This is a genomic window from Kitasatospora herbaricolor, assembly GCF_030813695.1.
Lineage (GTDB): Bacteria > Actinomycetota > Actinomycetes > Streptomycetales > Streptomycetaceae > Kitasatospora > Kitasatospora herbaricolor.
In genome coordinates this window covers 217,580-233,675 of record NZ_JAUSVA010000003.1, presented here as the reverse complement: position 1 = coordinate 233,675, position 16,096 = coordinate 217,580, and the positions used below count along the sequence as shown (strand labels likewise).

16 protein-coding genes and 2 pseudogenes are annotated in these 16,096 nt (G+C 74.5%); 12 read left to right on the top strand and 6 right to left on the bottom strand.

The window, feature by feature from the left end; genetic code table 11:
* The first annotated feature begins 470 nt into the window (after nucleotides 1–470).
* The 6 genes from J2S46_RS40430 (at nucleotide 471) to J2S46_RS40405 (ending at nucleotide 5,373) form a co-directional block, all read left to right on the top strand.
* Nucleotides 471–1,562, top strand: coding sequence for a vWA domain-containing protein (locus J2S46_RS40430; RefSeq protein WP_191293919.1), 1,092 nt, complete (start codon nucleotides 471–473; stop codon nucleotides 1,560–1,562).
* A gap of 204 nt (nucleotides 1,563–1,766) precedes the next feature.
* The gene (locus J2S46_RS40425) at nucleotides 1,767–2,381 is read left to right on the top strand and encodes a dihydrofolate reductase family protein (RefSeq protein WP_191293918.1); all 615 of its coding nucleotides are present in this window, start codon (nucleotides 1,767–1,769) and stop codon (nucleotides 2,379–2,381) included.
* A gap of 92 nt (nucleotides 2,382–2,473) precedes the next feature.
* On the top strand, nucleotides 2,474–3,010 hold the full coding sequence (locus tag J2S46_RS40420) for a hypothetical protein (protein WP_191293917.1): 537 nt from the start codon (nucleotides 2,474–2,476) through the stop codon (nucleotides 3,008–3,010).
* 183 nt (nucleotides 3,011–3,193) lie between these two features.
* Complete coding sequence (locus J2S46_RS40415) at nucleotides 3,194–3,715, top strand: MarR family winged helix-turn-helix transcriptional regulator (protein WP_191293916.1); 522 nt, start codon at nucleotides 3,194–3,196, stop codon at nucleotides 3,713–3,715.
* Nucleotides 3,716–3,933: 218 nt separating this feature from the next.
* Complete coding sequence (locus J2S46_RS40410; RefSeq protein WP_191293915.1) at nucleotides 3,934–4,392, top strand: hypothetical protein; 459 nt, start codon at nucleotides 3,934–3,936, stop codon at nucleotides 4,390–4,392.
* A 111-nt stretch (nucleotides 4,393–4,503) separates the two neighbouring features.
* Nucleotides 4,504–5,373, top strand: coding sequence for an NmrA family NAD(P)-binding protein (locus tag J2S46_RS40405; RefSeq protein ID WP_307353145.1), 870 nt, complete (start codon nucleotides 4,504–4,506; stop codon nucleotides 5,371–5,373).
* Nucleotides 5,374–5,441: 68 nt separating this feature from the next.
* Here the strand turns inward: J2S46_RS40405 and J2S46_RS40400 are convergent, their stop codons facing one another.
* Nucleotides 5,442–5,585 carry a hypothetical protein gene (locus tag J2S46_RS40400; RefSeq protein ID WP_191293942.1) on the bottom strand — a complete coding sequence of 48 codons (144 nt, stop codon included), beginning with the start codon at nucleotides 5,583–5,585 and terminating at the stop codon, nucleotides 5,442–5,444.
* A 111-nt stretch (nucleotides 5,586–5,696) separates the two neighbouring features.
* A complete protein-coding gene (locus tag J2S46_RS40395) occupies nucleotides 5,697–6,317 on the bottom strand; it encodes an L-threonylcarbamoyladenylate synthase (protein ID WP_191293913.1) in 621 nt (206 codons plus the stop codon).
* Between the two features lie 209 nt (nucleotides 6,318–6,526).
* On the opposite strand from J2S46_RS40395, the gene J2S46_RS40390 reads away from it, so the two are divergent.
* Nucleotides 6,527–6,901, top strand: a complete 375-nt coding sequence (locus J2S46_RS40390; protein WP_191293912.1) for a peptidoglycan-binding domain-containing protein — start codon at nucleotides 6,527–6,529, stop codon at nucleotides 6,899–6,901.
* A gap of 98 nt (nucleotides 6,902–6,999) precedes the next feature.
* Here J2S46_RS40390 and J2S46_RS40385 read toward each other — a convergent pair whose 3' ends face one another.
* Together J2S46_RS40385 and J2S46_RS40380 are read right to left on the bottom strand one after the other, a co-directional pair.
* Nucleotides 7,000–8,307 carry a GNAT family N-acetyltransferase gene (locus J2S46_RS40385; protein WP_191293911.1) on the bottom strand — a complete coding sequence of 436 codons (1,308 nt, stop codon included), beginning with the start codon at nucleotides 8,305–8,307 and terminating at the stop codon, nucleotides 7,000–7,002.
* 190 nt (nucleotides 8,308–8,497) lie between these two features.
* A complete protein-coding gene (locus J2S46_RS40380) occupies nucleotides 8,498–9,034 on the bottom strand; it encodes an NUDIX hydrolase (protein ID WP_191293910.1) in 537 nt (178 codons plus the stop codon).
* A 168-nt stretch (nucleotides 9,035–9,202) separates the two neighbouring features.
* On the opposite strand from J2S46_RS40380, the gene J2S46_RS40375 reads away from it, so the two are divergent.
* The 3 genes and pseudogenes from J2S46_RS40375 to J2S46_RS40365 all read left to right on the top strand — a co-directional run bounded on the left by J2S46_RS40375 (nucleotide 9,203) and on the right by J2S46_RS40365 (nucleotide 12,774).
* Nucleotides 9,203–10,225, top strand: coding sequence for a LacI family DNA-binding transcriptional regulator (locus J2S46_RS40375; protein ID WP_191293909.1), 1,023 nt, complete (start codon nucleotides 9,203–9,205; stop codon nucleotides 10,223–10,225).
* Nucleotides 10,226–10,324: 99 nt separating this feature from the next.
* Nucleotides 10,325–10,438: pseudogene (locus J2S46_RS40370) on the top strand (LacI family DNA-binding transcriptional regulator); the annotation flags it as partial.
* A gap of 1,031 nt (nucleotides 10,439–11,469) precedes the next feature.
* The gene (locus J2S46_RS40365) at nucleotides 11,470–12,774 is read left to right on the top strand and encodes a cellulase family glycosylhydrolase (protein ID WP_191293908.1); all 1,305 of its coding nucleotides are present in this window, start codon (nucleotides 11,470–11,472) and stop codon (nucleotides 12,772–12,774) included.
* Between the two features lie 108 nt (nucleotides 12,775–12,882).
* Here J2S46_RS40365 and J2S46_RS40360 read toward each other — a convergent pair whose 3' ends face one another.
* Nucleotides 12,883–13,989, bottom strand: a complete 1,107-nt coding sequence (locus J2S46_RS40360) for an LUD domain-containing protein (RefSeq protein ID WP_191293907.1) — start codon at nucleotides 13,987–13,989, stop codon at nucleotides 12,883–12,885.
* Between the two features lie 154 nt (nucleotides 13,990–14,143).
* Between J2S46_RS40360 and sigJ the strand changes: the two genes are divergently transcribed.
* Nucleotides 14,144–15,133 (top strand): RNA polymerase sigma factor SigJ, encoded by a 990-nt coding sequence (gene sigJ / locus J2S46_RS40355; protein WP_191293906.1) that lies wholly within the window; start codon nucleotides 14,144–14,146, stop codon nucleotides 15,131–15,133.
* A gap of 103 nt (nucleotides 15,134–15,236) precedes the next feature.
* Here the strand turns inward: sigJ and J2S46_RS40350 are convergent, their stop codons facing one another.
* On the bottom strand, nucleotides 15,237–15,611 hold the full coding sequence (locus J2S46_RS40350) for a hypothetical protein (protein ID WP_191293905.1): 375 nt from the start codon (nucleotides 15,609–15,611) through the stop codon (nucleotides 15,237–15,239).
* 152 nt (nucleotides 15,612–15,763) lie between these two features.
* On the opposite strand from J2S46_RS40350, the pseudogene J2S46_RS40345 reads away from it, so the two are divergent.
* Nucleotides 15,764–16,079: pseudogene (locus J2S46_RS40345) on the top strand (zinc ribbon domain-containing protein); the annotation flags it as partial.
* Between the last annotated feature and the right edge of the window lie 17 nt (nucleotides 16,080–16,096).

Below are 16,096 nucleotides of genomic sequence, written 5' to 3'. Positions count from 1 at the left end.
CCAGTTGGTGGACGCCCGGCCGGCCCCCGGCGACCGCTCCTCAGGCGGACGGCCCCGCGCGCCGGCCCGTGCCGTCTCGCCCAGGCACTCCCCGCCCCGGGGAACGGCGACCTGCTCCGCCCGCGCGAAGGCCGCCCGCGCCGGCGCCCGGCCGCCGGGCAGCACGTGCGGCTCACCGAGCCCAGGGCACAGGCCGGCCTCGCCCGCGCGCCCGGCCGGACCCCCGGTGGAAACCGGACCCCCGGATCCGTTCCCCTGGAACTGATTCAGGATCCGCATTCCCTCAGGCCTCCCTGCACCGACTGTCCGTCAGTACCCGTCCCTTCGGGAAAGGAGCCGTCGAATTCCACAGAACCCCAGGTCGGGGCCGACTGTCAGTGCCACCTCGTAGAGTGTGGAACAACGCTGGAGGGGACGCCGGAAAGGCCTCGGAAAGAGACCCGGAAAAGGCGTCGGAAAATGGGGGAACCATGTCTGACAACAGGATCGACCACAAGGTGAACCACGTCTCCCTCGTGGTCGACAGGTCCGGCTCGATGCGCCGTCACGAGGCACAGCTGGTCCGCGTGGTGGACGAGTTCGTCAAGGGCCTCCAGGAGGAGTCCGACCGGCTCGGCCACGAGACCCGCATCAGCCTCTACGCCTTCGACCACGAGGTGCGGAACCTGGTTTGGGACATGGACGTCAAGCACCTGCCCTCCCTGAAAGGCCTCTACAAGGTCGACAACGGCGCGACCGCGCTGATCGAGGCGGCCGTGAAGTCCGTCGACGACCTGAAGAACATCTGGGAAGGGTACGGGGAGCACTCCTTCCTCCAGGTCGTCGTCACCGACGGCGAGGAGAACGCCTCCGGCTGTTCGGAGAGCGGCCGGATGCACATCCGGATGAGCGGAGGCAAGGGCACCGCCGTCCTGCGCACGTGGATGGACCGCATCCGCGGCGCCATGGACGACCTCCCCGACCACTGGACGTCGGCGATCCTGGTCCCCAACTCCCTCGCCAAGCGCACCGCCCAGGAGTACGGCTTCCCCGCCGGCAACATCGCGATCTGGGACGCGGACTCCGGCAAGGGCGTCGAGGAGGCCATCGGCACCGTCAAGTCGGCCGCCACCAGCTTCCTGCGGGGCCGCGAGAAGGGCGTCCGCGGCACCAGGAACCTGTTCGCCATGGGCCAGGACCTCAGCACCGCCGAGGTGAAGGCCAACCTCGACGCCCTGGACACCGGCACCTACATCCTCGTCCCCGTCGACCAGCAGACACCGATCCGCGACTTCGTGACCGGCGCCGGACACCTGTACAAGACCGGCTGCGCCTACTACGAGCTGTCCAAGCGCGAGAAGATCCAGGGCAGCAAGCAACTCGCCGTCGCGGAGAAGGACCCGGCCACCGGCCGGATGACCGGCCGGGTGTTCTCCGGCCCGGACGCCCGCCGCCTCCTCGGCCTGCCGGCGTCGGAGGCCGTGGTGAAGCCGGGCGACAACCCGTCGTACACCGTGTTCGTCCAGTCCACCTCCGTCAACCGCAAGCTGGTCCCGGGCACCAAGCTGCTGGTCCTCCTCTGAGCGGCGGCCGCGGGGCCGGTCCCCGAGCCGGCGGGCCGCCGGCCACCGCCCGCCGGCCGCAGAGCCGCCGGGCCTGCGGCCGGCGTCCCGGCGCTGACCCGTGTCAGCGACCTTCGAGCGTGTGCCGTTGAAGCCCGGGCGGCGCGGGTCACATACTTCACGCATGAGCGACGGGTTCAGGCAGCAGATCGGATCCACCCGGACATGACGCGCATCGTCGCCGACATCTCGGTCTCCCTCGACGGATTCGTCACCGGTCCGGATCCCGGCCCGGGCAACGGCCTGGGCACCGGCGGCGAGGCGCTGCACACCTGGGCGTTCTCCGAGGACCCCGACGAGCGGCAGGTCCTGCGGGAGGGGACCGGCCGCTCCGGCGCCGTCGTCCTCGGCCGCCGGCTCTTCGACCTGGTCGACGGGCCGGACGGCTGGGACGAGGAGACCGGCTACGGCGCCGGGGAGGTCGGCAGGCCGGCGTTCGTCGTCGTGACCGCCGCGCCCCCGGCCTCGGTGCGGCTGCGCACCCTCGACTGGACGTTCGTCACCACCGGTCTGCCCGACGCCCTCGGCGCCGCGCGCCAGCGCGCCGAGGCCGCGTCGGCGCGCGCCGGCCGGGACCTCGACGTCGTCCTCATGGGGGGCGGCGCCCTGATCCGCTCGGCGCTCGACGCCGGGCTGGTCGACACCCTGTCGCTGCACCTGGCGCCCGTCCTGCTGGGCGCCGGGACGCCGCTGTTCGCCGGCGCGGTGCCGCGCCCGCTGGTGCGGCGCGCCCTCGTCGCGACACCGAACGCGACGCACGTGACCTACGACGTCCTCTGACGACGTGGTCAGGGCGTTTCCGACCCCCCGGCGGCGCGGGTCGGCAGCCGGTGACGAAAGGCGTCCTGCACCACCGAGAAGAGGAACCAGCGATGAACCTGCACGTCAACGCGAACGAGGTGGCGGCCGTACTGCTGGCCGACGGCTGGCACGAGGTCAGGGCCGGCACGTTCGTCACCGGTCCGTTCGCCTTCGCCGGTGCGACGGACGGCAGTTCCGCCGACATCGGGGGACAGCCGGGCTTCGGGCTCACCACGGACGAGGGCGCGGTGGTCATGGGGCCGCTGTCCTCGCTCCTCGCCGTCCGGCTCGAAGCCGCGCAGGACCAGGAGCGTACGCCCCTGCAGGAGCTCGCCTACCGGCTGGACGGGCGGATCCTCACGGCGGGCGGCGCCGAGTCCGTCCGCTTCACCCATGCCGGGGAGGACTTCGAGGTGTGGCTGGGGGCGACCAAGTACGGTCCGCGGTGGCTCTTCGCCGCGGCGGGGGAGCGGGACGGGGCCGTCGACTACGGGTTCGCCGAGAAGGACCCGGTCGACCAGGTGGCCCGCGCGGTGATGGGCGACCTCAAGGCCGGAATGCGCCCCGGCCGGCCCGGAGCCGCCACGGACCACCCTGACGCCGACTGACCCGCCGCCGGGGCCGACCGTCGCCCGTGCGGGCACCCGGACACCCGGACACCCGGGCGTCCGGGCATCCACGCCGACGCACCGCCCGGTCGCCGGTCGCCGGCCGCCGGGGGGATCGGCCGGCCCCGGCGGCGCCGGCGGGACGCCTTGACACCTCAAGTCATTAGGCGCCATATTACTTTCATGACGACGAGGGACGGGGTCGACGGCGAGACGCCCACGCTGGAGCAGGCCGGCCGGCAGTTGCGGCACTACGGGCTGGAGGCGGATCCGCAGGCGGTGCTGGTCGCGGTGCGACTGATCTCCGCCGGCGCGCGGGTCGGCCGGGCGGCCGAGGCCCACTTCGCCAGGTTCGGGCTGTCGACGGGGCGCTACCGCCTGCTCGCGGACCTGGAGGACCACGGCGGCGAGAAGTCGCCCTCGCAGCTGGCGGCCGACCTCGACGTCTCCAGGGCCACGGTCACCGGCCTGCTGGACGGCCTCGAACGCGACGGCCTGATCGCCAGGCGCCCGTCCGTCGAGGACGGGCGGGGCACGGTCGCCGTCCTGACCGCGCGCGGTGCGCAGCGCCTGCGGGACATGGCGCCCGAGCACTTCGGGCGGCTGGAGGCGATGGTGGGCGGGCTCACCGTCCAGGAGCGCACGGTGTTCCTGGACCTGCTCGCCCGCGTCGTGCGCGGCAGTACGGCCCTGACCGCCGACTGACCCGGCCGCGGGCCGGACCGGCTCCCGTCCCGCGGGCGGGGGCCCTTTTCACGGCGCAATAGTTAGCCACCTAATTATATGCGGGGCGGGCTCGCCGGCCGCGCCACTCCCGCACCGCCCCCGCCCTCCGCACCGCCCCGCCCCGCCTTTCGCCCCGCCCCGCCTTTCGCACCGCCCCCTGCGCCCATCCGGAACACGAGCGAGAACACGAGGCCACCATGACCGCGACGAAGGACATCACCCGCCCGAGCCGGGCCGCCGCCCGGCCGTTCACGCTGTGGCGCGAGGTACTGACCGCCTACGCCGCCCCCGCACTGACGGCCGGCACCGCGGGAGTCGTCACCGGTCAGGCCGACCTGACCCTGGCGGCCTGCACCTCCATCGCCGGCACCGTGGTGGCGCTCCTGGTCGGCACCTGGCTGCACCGCGGCGGCCGGCCGCGACGCTGGACCACGACCCTGCCCCGCCTCGCCCTGACCGCGCTGCTCGTCATCGCCGTCACCGGCGCGGCGGCCGGGCTCGGATGGTTCACCGCCCAGTGGCTGCCCGCCCACACCCCGCTGCCGACCGCCCCCTGGTTGCAGCGCCTGCGCATCGACCTGCCCGTCTCCGCCGCCCTCGCCACCACCATCGTCACCCTGCGCTGGCGCAGCACCATCGCGACGCCCCGCACCTGACGCCCCGCACCTGATCCGCCCGCACCTGATTCGCCCGCCCCTGATCCGCCCGCCGGACCCGTCCCGACAGACCACGACACCAACCAGGAGGACACCCCGATGATCGCCGTCATGGGAGCCACCGGAGCCACCGGAACCGCCCTGCTCCACAGCCTGCGCGCACTGGACGCACCCGTCCGCGCACTCACCCGAACCCCGTACAGGCCGCTCCCGGCCACCGCCGGCGAACCGCTCCCCGGCGCGCACCTGCGGCCCGTCCAGGTCGCGTACGCCGACGCCACCGACCCCGACTCGCTGCGCACCGCCTTCGAGGGCGCCGACCAGCTCTTCCTCGCCATGGCCAACGGCCCCGCACAGGTCGAACTCGAAACCCGTGTCATCGACATCGCCGCCCGCACCGGGATCGGACACATCGTCAAGATCTCCGCACCCGCCGCCGAACCCGACTCACCCGTCGCCGTCTCCCGCGGACACCACGCCGTCGAGGAGCACCTGCGCGTCTCGGGACTCACCCATACCGTCCTGCGCCCCTACGCCTTCATGCAGAACCTCCTGCGCCTCGCACCCACCGTCGCCCAGGGCCTGATCCTCGGCGCGATGCGGGACGCGCCCTGCAACTACGTCGACTGCCGCGACATCGGCGACGTCGCCGCCGCCGCGCTCACCAGGGCCGACGTCGCGGGCGGCAGCTACACCCTGACCGGGCCGCAGGCCGTCGCCCACCCCGACCTCGCCTCCCGGCTGACCGCCCTGACCGGCCACCCGGTCCGGTACGTCGACCTCGCCCCGCAGGACCTGCGCGAGCACCTCGTCCGCCAGGCCCGGATGCCCGACTGGCTCGCCGCCCACGTGACGGAGATCCAGCAGCTCGCCGTCGCCCGGCCCGAAACGCCCACCAACACCGTCGCCGGGATCCTCGGGCGCCCGCCCCGCACCCTCGACGCCTTCCTGGACGAACACCGCGACCACTTCCGGCCGTAGGACGCCCCTGCACGCCCCTGCACAGCTCCCCTGCACAGTGCCCCGGGCCGCCGGCCGGCCCGGGGCGGTCAGCGTTTGACGCGGCCGCGGACGGCGAGGGCGGCCAGGCCCAGCAGGACGGGCTCGCCGATGCGCGAGGCCATCTCGACGGCGGTGCCGGCCAGGGTGAGGTTCTGTCCGCTGGAACGGAACACCACCGAGTTCACCACCACCAGGGCGGCCTTCCCGGCCTCCCGGATCCCGGGGCCCGCCGCCGTGGCCCCGGTGCCCGCGCCGGGGCCGGCTGTGTCAGCCGTTCCGCCCGACGCCCGCCCCGCGAGCCGTCACTCGAAGCGCGCGGGGTCGCCCGCCCCGCGCCGGACGATCTGCGGCCCGCCCTCGGAGAAGTCGACGACCGTCGTCGGCTCCGTACCGCAGTCGCCGGAGTCGACCACGGCGTCCAGCACGTGGTCGAGCCGCTCCTTGATCTCCCACCCCTGGGTCATCGGCTCGTCCTCGCCGGGCAGCAGCAGGGTGCTGGAGACCAGCGGCTCGCCGAGTTCGGCGAGCAGCGCCCGGGTGACGGCGTGCTCCGGGATCCTGACCCCCACCGTCTTCTTCTTCGGGTGCATCAGCCGGCGCGGGACTTCCTTGGTGGCGGGCAGGATGAAGGTGTAGCTGCCCGGCGTCGCCGCCTTCACGGCGCGGAAGACGTCGTTGTCGATCTGGACGAACTGCCCCAGCTGGGCGAAGTTCTCGCACATCAGGGTGAAGTGGTGGCGGTCGTCGAGCCGCCGGATGGAGCGGATCCGCTCCAGGCCCTCGTGGTTGCCCATGCGGCAGCCCAGGGCGAAACAGGAGTCGGTCGGATACGCGATGAGGGCCCCGGAACGGATGCTGTCGACCACGGTGCCGATGGTGCGGGCCTGAGGGGTCTGCGGGTGCACGTCGAAGTACTTCGCCATCGGCCGACCCTACGGCATCCACCCGGCGGACGGGAGCGGCCGCGCCCGTGGCCCGCGGTCCGTGCTCACCCGTGCTCACCCGTGGGTGCTCGTGCGGGCGCCGCGGTTGGCGGGGCGTTGGTGAGCCGTTGGCCGCCGTTCGTAGCGTCGCGTCATCGACCGTTCGTTGTCCGGCCCTTCGGCAACGACAACCTGTACGAGGATTTCGCATGAAGAAGCAGTTCGCCGCAGTGCTCGCGGCCGCCGTCGCGGTACCCGCCCTGGTGATGGCCGCGGCCGCTCCGGCGAGCGCCGCCACCGGCGCCCGCTACATCCGGTACGGCGACTCCGGATACGCCGTCAAGTGCGTCCAGTGGGCGTGGAACGACTTCGTCTCGTCGATGGACTTCCCGCACCCGGAGCTGGCCCTGGACGTCGACGGCGTCTTCGGGGACCAGACCCTGGCTGCGGTCAAGCAGTACCAGCGCACCGCGCAGATCAGCCAGGACGGCGTCGTGGGGCCCGTCACCGGCAACTACATGTGGACCAACCGGCTCTACCGGTCCCACCCCGAGTGCTACCCCTACGTCCCCACCCAGGTGTAGCCCCTCCCGGGAGCCCCTCGCCGGCCCGGGGGCGGCCCGGATCCCTCCGGCCGGCCCGGGCCGCCGGTGCGCGCGGGCGCCGGCGGCCCGGGCAGCGCTCAGAACCAGTGCAGGCAGTGCGGGGGCCGCTCGGCGCCGAAGAGGGCGTCGGCGAGGGCGGCCGCGCCCGGGCGGTGGGCCCGGACGTGTCCGGCCCGCACCAGCGTGCTCGGGGCGGTGCCGCCGAGGTAGACCGAGCCCAGGTCGCGCACGTCCAGGGACAGGTCGGGCTCCCGGTCGGTCGGGACGCAGTCGGCCTTGCCGTCCCGCACGCTCAGCAGGTGGCGGCCGTGCTCGCCGAGGAACGGGTCCCGGACGTCGAGGACGAGCTCGCCGTCGGTGAACCAGCCGCGCGCGGTCAGCGCGCGCGGGACGTCCAGCAGCCGCACCCAGAGCCAGTCGGTGTCGTTGCTCACCGTGCCGGCGCGGAAGTCGGTGAGCTGCCAGCGCAGCGGGTGCCCGGGCGGGACGTGCTTGAACACCACCTGGGAGACCAGGTCGTGGCCGAGGACGAACCGGGCCAGGGCCGTGAAGACGGCGTCGTCGGTGGCGATGGTCTCGTCGACCGTCAAGGTCCTGGCCTCGTCCACCGAGTAGCTGGCGTAGCCGTCCGGGACGCCGTCGGCGTCCCGGTGCACGGCGACGAAGCGCGGCGCCGGCGAGACCGGTGGCTGCCCCGCGCCCAGGGCCCACCAGCGGTGCGGCCGGCCCAGCGCGCCGGGCTGGGTGCGGCGGTACCGGTCGTAGACCTCCTCCAGGACCTCTCCGCACGCGCTCCGGCGCAGCAGCTCGACCGAGCCGCCGTCCGAGCCGCCGTCCGGGCCGCCGTCCGAGCCGCCGTCCGGGCCGCCGTCCGGGCCGCCGTCCGGGCCGCCGTCCGGGCCGCCCGCCGGTGCGCCGGCCGCCGCGCGCGCCCGCGGGACGGCGAGCGCGCCCTGGTGGCGCGCCACCGTCAGCCGCGCCGTGCTGGTCGCCGGCCCGTAGCCGAACCTGCCGTAGATCGTGGCCTCCGAGGCCAGCAGCACGGACAGGAACTCCCCGCGCGCCCGCAGCTCGGCGAGCTGATGCCGCATCATCGAAGTCAGCACGCCCCGGCGCCGGTGCGAGGGCAGCACCCCCACCGCGGTCACCCCGGCGGCCGGGACGAGGACCTCACCGGGCAGGGTCAGTTCGAAGGAGTACGCGGCGGCGGTGCCCACGGGCCGCCCCTGCGCCGTCACGGCCAGCACACCGCGGTCCATCTCCAGCGCCGACCACCAGAGCCCGCCGCCGCCCTCGACCGGCGTCTCCGGGAAGCGCGCGAACGCGGCATAGGCCGTGTCCACGAAGACCTCGAGGTCCTCATCGGTCGTGGAACGAATCTCCATCGCGCGCGCCGCCTCCTCGAATCCCGGCACCACGCTCGTGGTGCCCGGCCACAGTGCAGCGCCGACCCGTGCACAGGGCAAGCGAATTTCCGCCCGGCCCGCGCCGCCCGCGGCACCGCCCGCTGCTCCCGGCCCGCTCCGGGGGCGTGCGGCCCGGTCCGCGGGAGCGCCGTCCGGGCCGGGCGCGGGGTCAGAGCAGGCCGAGGTGGTCCAGCGCGAGGTAGGCCGCCTCCACGTCGGTCATCCGGCCCCTGCGCAGGACGGTGGACCGGAAGGTGTCCAGGGGCATCAGCACGATGTCGACGAACTCGGTGCGTTCAAGGGTGGGTTCGGCGACCTTGAGGCAGTCGGTGGCGGCGAAGACGTGGCGCCGGACGTTGGAGTAGGCGTCGTCCCAGCAGGTGGCGACGGACTGGAGGGTGCCCCGGTGGCCGGTCTCCTGGAGGAGCTCTGCGGCGGCGGTGCCGGCCGGGTCGTCGCCGGGTTCCACGAAGCCGCCCGGCAGTTCGTGCAGGAAGGCGGCCGGGCCGGGGCGGAACTGGCGGGCGAGGACCACCCGCCGGTCGGGGGTGAGGGCGAGCACGGCCGCGGCCGGCCGTTCGTTCCTGAGGTAGAAGTCGCTCCTGCTCGCGTCCGGGAGCTCGAAGGTCACCCGGTCGATGCCCCGGCCGTAGCGGCTGAAGACGTTGCTGCGGTCGATCTCGCGCCACGGTTGGCTGTCGGTCATGGCGCCGCACCCTACGGCATCCGAGGTGCCGCCGGCCCCCCTGCCGCGCGCCGCCTCCCGGAGGAGCCACCGTGCTCCCTGCCCCGCCCGGCGCCCCCGCACCGCCACCCGGGCGACCGCGGCACCGCAGCCGGCCGCAGCACGCCCCGGCCCCGTAAGCTCCCTGCCATGACCAGCAGACACGGCAGCCGGCCCACCATGAACGACGTCGCCGCGGCGGCGGGCGTGGGCCTCAAGACCGTCTCCCGGGTCGTCAACGGCGAGAGCGGCGTCAGCCCGGCGATGGCGGCCCGCGTCAACGCCGCCATCGCCGAACTCGGCTTCCGCCGCAACGACAGCGCCCGCCTGCTGCGCACCGGCCGCACCGCGAGCATCGCGCTGCTGCTGGAGGACATCGCGGACCCGTTCTCCTCCGCCCTGACCAGGGCGGTGGAGGACGTGGCCGCATCCGAGGGCTGCCTGGTGTTCACCGGCTCCAGCGGTGAGCACCCGCTGCGCGAGCGCGAACTGGCCCTGGCCTTCTGCGCCCGCCGGGTCGACGGGCTGGTGGTCGTCCCCGCCGGCGACGACCACTCCTACCTCCTCCCCGAGACCGCCTCCGGCACCCCCGTGGTCTTCCTCGACCGCCCCGCCACCGGGATCGCCGCCGACGCGATCCTCAGCGACAACGCCGGCGGGGCCCGCGAGGGCGTGAGCCACCTGATCCGGCACGGCCACCGCAGGATCGGCTTCGTCGGCGACCTGCCGCAGATCCACACCAGCGCCGAGCGGCTGCGCGGCTACCGCGAGGCGATGGCCGACGCCGGCCTCCCGGTGGACGAACGCTGGATCGCCTGCGGCCCCACCGACCGGGCCCGGGTGGGGGAGGCGCTCACCCGCCTGACCACCGGCCCCGAGCCCGTCACCGCGCTGTTCACCGCCAACAACCGGATCACCGTCGCCGCCCTGCACCAACTGCCCCGCCCCGACGAACGGCCGGCCCTGCTCGGCTTCGACGACCTCGAACTCGCCGACCTGCTCACCCCCGCCCTCACCGTCGTCGCCCAGGACCCGGCCGCCCTCGGCACCACCGCCGCCCGCACCCTGTTCGAACGACTGGCGGGCGACCGCACCCCGCCGCGCCGCATCGTCATCCCCACCCGCTTGATCGCCCGCGGCTCCGCCGAGAGCCCGCCGCCGGCCCGCCGCTGACCCGCCCGCCCGGCCGGCCCGACCTCACCGACCTGACAGGACGGACCCGCGACGCGCCCCGAGGCGGCGCGGCCCGCCGCAGGACGCAGCGGAAGCACGATGGAACGCCGGGTGACGATCCGTGATGTCGCCGCCCGCGCCGGCGTCTCGGCGGGCGCCGTCCCGCTCGCCCTCAACGACCGGCCAGGAGCGTCGGAGGCCACCGGCCGCCGCAGCACCGGGCCCGCCGCACACTCTGAAGCCGTCGGTCCCTGAACCCGTCGGTCCCTGAACCCGCCGGCCCCTGCACCCGCCCGCCGAGTCCGCCGGCCGGGCCGGCCGGAAGGCCTCAGGCCACGGGCGGCGCGGTGCTGTCCCGCGGGGCCGGCCGCGGCGCGAGGTCCTCGTAGCAGGGCTCGGTGCCCAGCATCCGGGCCGGCCGGCACAGCGCCAGGCCGACCGCATCGCCCCGGCGACGCCGCCCGCGCCGTCCTGTTCCGCGTCGAACCGGCACGAACGGCCCCACCATCGAGGCCGCACAGTAATTAATCGGTTAACTGGACACGGGTGGCGGCGCCGCCACGACGGGCTGGTCCGCGCCCGGCCCCGGCCCGGGGCGCCCGGCGCGAACCGTTCCCGCCGTTCCCGCCGGCCCCGCCGTCCACCCCGGCGGGCCCGCCGGCCCCAAGCCCCGGGTCGGGCGCCCCGCCGGGCCGGAATCGGCCTCCAGCTGCGCCTTCATGGCGCTCTGATACCTCGTCACCGTCATGAAGGGAACGTTGCCCGGGCGCGGCCGGACGCCTCCGCCCCGCGGGCCGGTCGCACCGGCGCCGCCGCCGTCCCTGCCGGCCGGCCCTGCGGTCGCCGGGAATCTCCGGCACGCGCTCCATCTCAAGCGCTGATTAATCGGTTAACAAAAAGCATTGACCGAGCCCTAACGGCGTGTCAGGATCGCGCTCAGCTCAGCTCAGCTCAGCAGTTCAGCAGTTCAGCTCAGCTCAGCCGCTCGGCTCCGGTGCGGACGGACATCCGATGCCCCGGGGCGCCCCACCACGACGTTGCCCGGCCGACCCCTCGCCACCACCCACGGGCGGGAGGACGACACGGCCCTCCCACCGCCCGCCGCACGGCCGGCACCGTCGAACGCCGACCCGTCAGGCCCCCTGCCCGCCGCTGCGGTCAGCCCTCCTCGCAGGGGTGACCGCACCCGGCGGGCGGCAGGGCCGGCAGATCGCGTCCCCCACTTCCCCCTCTTGAGGAGAGTCATGGAAAAGCCGCCGAGCAGCAGGGTGCTCACGGCCGTCGGCGCGGCAGTCGCCGCCGTCCTCGGCCTGCTGGTCTCCGTGTCCGGGCTCACCGCCGGCAGCGCCGAGGCCGTCGCCTCCGGCATCCACGTCAGCAACGGGCGCCTGTACGAGGCCAACGGCAACGAGTTCGTCATGCGCGGGGTCAACCACGCGCACGCCTGGTACCCGAGCCGCACCGCCTCGATCGCCGACATCGCGGCCAAGGGCGCCAACACGGTCCGCCTCGTGCTCAGCAACGGCGACCGGTGGACCCGGACGACGACCTCCGAGGTCTCCTCCCTGATCGGCCAGTGCAAGGCCAACAAGCTCATCTGCGTGCTCGAGGTCCATGACACGACCGGCTACGGCGAGGACGGCGCCGCCACGACCCTCGACCGGGCCGCGCAGTTCTGGATCGACAACAAGAGCGCGCTGGCGGGCCAGGAGAACTACGTCGTCGTCAACCTCGGCAACGAGCCCTTCGGCAACACCGGCTACGCTGCCTGGACCGACGCCACCAAGGCGGCGATCGGCAGGCTCCGCACCGCCGGCATCAACCAAGCGCTGATGGCGGACGCCCCCAACTGGGGCCAGGACTGGTCCGGCACGATGCGCGACAACGCCGCCTCGGTCCTCGCCGCCGACCCGGCCCACAACACCGTCTTCTCGGTCCACATGTACGGCGTCTACGACACCGCCGCCGAGGTGCAGGCCTACCTCAACTTCTTCGTCAACAACCACCTCCCCATCGTCGTCGGCGAGTTCGGCAACCTGCACAGCGACGGCAATCCCGACGAGGACGCCATCATGGCCACCGCGAAGTCCCTCAGGGTGGGCTACCTCGGCTGGTCCTGGAGCGGCAACGGCAGCGGCGTCGAGTACCTCGATCTCGTCAACGGCTTCGACAGGAACGCGCCGACCAGCTGGGGCAACCGCCTCTTCTACGGCAGCGACGGCATCTCCAGCACCTCGAAGACCGCCACCGTCTTCGGCGCCACCGGTTCCCCCGGCACGTCCCCCTCCCCGTCGGCGACCACCGCCCCCAACGGCTACCCGTACTGCGCGAGCAGCTCCTCCGACCCGGACGGTGACGGCTGGGGCTGGGAGAACAGCCGCTCCTGCGTCGTGCGCGGCAGCGCGGCGGACACCCCCTCCCCGTCGGCGACCACCGCCCCCAACGGCTACCCGTACTGCGCCGGTGGATCCTCGGACACGGACGGTGACGGCTGGGGCTGGGAGAACAGCCGCTCCTGCGTCGTGCGCGGCAGCGCGGCGGACCACTGAGACAGACCCCTGACGGCGGCCCCGCCAGGCAGTCGGCCGATCGGCCGGCCGCTCGGCGGGGCCGGCCCCCGGGGTGCGGGCGTCCCCACGCCCGCACCCCGCGGGCTCTCAGAACCCGACGGCCTCGCGCAGCAGCAGGACGGTGCCGCGCCCGGGCTGCGGCTCGGCGTTCAGGACGAGCAGCCGGTTGACCGCGCTGGGACGCCCGTAGGCCGCCCGGGCGCGCACGCTCTCCAACGGAAGGGCGTGCTCCTCGACCCGGCGCAGCGCCGTGCCCAGGTCCGGCACCACCTTCTGCGCCCCGACGATCCAGATCGCCCGCGCCGCGCCGCCCGCACAGGCGGGCAGCTGGCTGCCGCTGCCCGAGGCGATGACGAGCGAGCCGGTCTCGGTGACGGCCGCGACGCTGGCGAGCAGGACGTCTGGGGTGGCCACCAGCCGGCGGATCCGGTCGGACTCGGTGGCCCGGTCCATCGCCAGCACCCGCGGCCGCACGGCCCGGTAGCGGTCGCCCGTTTCGATGTCCCGCGCGATGCCGGACAGCCGCAGCGTCTCGCTGGCCCCGGTGAACACCTCCGCGCCCGCGGGGACCAGCTCCTTCACGCGGGCGCGGGCCGCCGCGGCGTCGTCGAGCAGTTCGGCGGTGAAGCCGTTGGCCCGCAGCGCCGCGACCGCCCGCTCCAGCCGCTCCGCCGACGCCGGCGCCGCGAAACCCCCGTCCGCCCCGTGAGCCCCCTCCGTCCCGTCCGTCCCGGTGGCCGGGGCACCCGACCCGCCGGCACCCGGCGCCCGGCCGGCCAGCGGGGTGGTGTCGACGTACCGGACCTCGTAGACGCGCTCGGCGAACCTCCACCCCTCGGCCGTACGCCGGTAAGTGTCGTGGTAGACAGCGAAGTTCAAGCCCGAGCGGCCGTCGATCAGACGCGCGACCTCGTGCATGTAGGTGCGACCGGTGGCCGTGTCGCCGTCGATCCGGATCACGCCCGGATGGCTGTTCTGCACGAAGAAGTCCCACTGGCTCTGCAGGCGCTCGCCCCCGCTCACGATCTCGTCCCGGCCGGTGAACTCGGCCGGGACGTCGGGCATCCGCAGCACGCCGTCGTGGGTGAACAGCGCGGCCAGGCGCGGGCGGTCGCGCATCATCGCCGCGTCGGTGAACTCACCGCGCAGCGCCTCGATCCCGACGCGGTCGGCGATCTCCTGGAAGTCGTCCATGCTGAGCTCCCTGTCCGGTGGAGGGCGCGCTCGCCCCCCTCACCGCTCCGACCACGCAGCCCCGCCGAATGTGAGGCGGGCCGCCGGCCTCACATTCGGCCGCGCTGCGCTGTCGTACCGGTGAGGGCACAGGAACGAGGGAACCGGAGAGCACATGACCACCCCGTCGGAACAGGCACAGCAGCACCCGGACGAGCAGCCGCCGGCGCACCGGCCGGCGCGCGCGGACGGGCGGCCGGACCCGGGCCTGAGCACGATCGTGAACGAGCGGCGCCAACTGCTCAATCTCGCCTACCGCCTGACCGGCTCCCTGGCCGACGCGGAGGACGTCGTGCAGGAGACCTGCGCCCGCTGGTACCTGATGACCCCGGCGGAGCAGGAGGCCATCGCCTCCCCGGGCGCCTGGCTGACCAAGGTGGCCGGCCGGATCTGCCTCAACCTGCTCGGTTCCGCCCGCGCCCGGCGCGAGGCCTACGTCGGCGAATGGATCCCGGAGCCGCTGCCCGCCCCGGCCGAGTGGATCGCCGGGGCGGTCGCCGGCCCCGGCGTGGACCCGGCCGACCGGATCACCCTCGACGAGTCGGTGACCATGGCCTTCCTGGTGGTCTTCGAGTCGATGACCCCGGCCGAACGCGTCGCCTTCGTCCTGCACGACGTCTTCCGCTACCCGTTCGCCGAGGTGGCCGAGATCGTCGGCCGCAGCCCGGCGGCCTGCCGCCAGCTGGCCACCTCGGCCCGCCGCCGGATCGCCGGCGCACGCACCGGGGCGAGCCCCGACGCGTCCCGGCGGGCGAGCGTCGTCCGCCGCTTCAAGGCGGCCTGGCAGGCGCAGGACATCGAGGCTCTGATCGGCCTGCTCGACCCGGACGCCACCGCGATCTCCGACGGCGGCGGCCGCGCCGTCGCCCACCTGCTGCCGATCGAGGGCGCCGAGCGGATCGCCCGCCTCTACCTGACGATCGCCCGCCTCGCACCACCCCGGACGATCCTCGAACGCACCGTCAACGGGCAGCCGGGCCTCGCCGCCGAGTCCGCGGGCCGGATCGAGACGGTGTTCGCCTTCGAGGTCGCCGCCGACGACCGGATCACCCACATCTGGGCGGTGCGCAACCCGGACAAGCTCCGCCCCTGGCGCCCGGCCTGACCACCCCTGGGCGCCGCGCCCGGCCCGGACCCCACACCCCCTGCCGCGCCCCGGCAGGGAGCCCGCCCGGGCGCGGGCCGCCCCGACGCCCCGACGCCTCACCTCACAGCGCGGTGAGGACGTCCTGGTGCGCCCCGTCCAGGACGAAGCCGTTGTCCAGCCGGACCCGGACCGTCACCCGCTGCCCCTGCTCCAGGTACGCGGTCCACTCCGGCTCCAGCTCGGCCAGCTGCGCCTCCAGCCGCTCCCGGCTCGCCACCGGCATGGTGTGCCCGTAGTCCTCGAACAGCGCCTTGAGCCGCTGGTACTCGCGGACCTCCGCGCGCTGCGGCAGCTCCCCGTCCACCCGCTCGACGATCCCCTCGGTCCCGGCCGCCAGCGCCAGGAACCCGACGACGGCCCCGGGCTCCCCGGCGACCGCCTCGCCGATCCCGAGGTCCTCGGCCAGTCTGACGCGTCGGCCTTCCTCCAGGGTCATCCGCTCTCCGCCTCTCCATCGCTCGGTGCCGCCGGCCCGGCCGGCCTGCGGGCCCGGCCATTATCCGCCGCACACCCCGCCCTCCCGGGACACCGGCCGTCCCGCCGCTCCCGCCGATCCCGCCGCGCCGGGAGGTCGCCGGGCACGCGGCCCGCAACATGAGCAGGACCCCCGTGCCCAGGCCCGACCCCGCGACGCCGGGTGCGTTCCTGCCGAACGGGGCGGCGGCGAAGGCCGGACTCAATCGCTCGATCCAAGGCTGAAAGCGCCGGTCGGGAAGTGATCGCCGTGGACCCCCGCAACACCTCCCGCACTTGCCCCGAATGCGGGCACACCGCTAAGGAGAACCGGCCCACCCAGGACACCTTCCACTGCGTCAGCTGCGGCCACACCGCGCACGCCGACACGGTAGGAGCCGTCAACGTTCTACGGGCCGGGCTGGCCCGCCGCAACGCCCGCCAGGGCTAGCGAGAAGCCCCCGGCCC